Here is a 631-nt window from a genome sequence, read left to right as displayed (position 1 = left end):
GAACCTTGACGGTCTGATCTTTCTGGGCGTGGAAAAACTGGTTTTCCTCGCCTTTCTGGTCTTCGAACGCGATTTCGTTATAGCCTTCACCCTTATGCGTGTTGGAGCGCAGCACCGTCCGTGTTTTGTTGCCGGGCAGGTCATAGGGCACGCCATTGGCAGGATTGGGCACGACACCCGTCACCAATGGCCGATCCGGATCGCCATCGACGAACGCGACCATGACTTCCATGCCGATGCGGGGGATGACCTGCGCGCCCCAGCTTGATCCGCCCCATGCCTGGCTGACACGCACCCAGCAGGTATCCGTCCCATCCTTCTTGGCTCTGCGGTCCCAGGGAAACCAGACCTTGATGCGGCCGTACTGGTCGGGGTGGATCTCTTCGCCTTGCGGACCGGCGACGATGGCAACCTGCGTGCCTTCAATGCGCGGGCGCTTGGTGTTGCGGTGCGGCGTCAGTGGAACGCGGGAGGGGATCGCTTCGAAGCGGTTGATGTATTCCGGCTCGTTCGTGTTCGTCTCATAGGACCGGTCGACGATGGTATGGGCCGCGCGGATAATTACATGCTCTTCGTATTCATGCTCGGGATGGGCCACCTCATAGGGCGTAAAGCGGCGGCCGGCTTCCAG

At 60.7% G+C, this 631-nt stretch carries 1 protein-coding gene; it reads right to left on the bottom strand.

The window, feature by feature from the left end; translation table 11 throughout:
• Positions 1-631 (bottom strand): type VI secretion system tip protein TssI/VgrG (gene tssI / locus VQ830_RS28995; RefSeq protein ID WP_337271533.1); only part of this gene is annotated, 631 nt, incomplete at both ends.

This window comes from Oryzifoliimicrobium ureilyticum (assembly GCF_037199735.1).
Classification (GTDB): Bacteria; Pseudomonadota; Alphaproteobacteria; order Rhizobiales; family Rhizobiaceae; genus Rhizobium; species Rhizobium ureilyticus.
The sequence above is the reverse complement of the archived record's forward strand: the minus strand, read 5'-3'. Positions and strand labels throughout refer to the sequence as shown.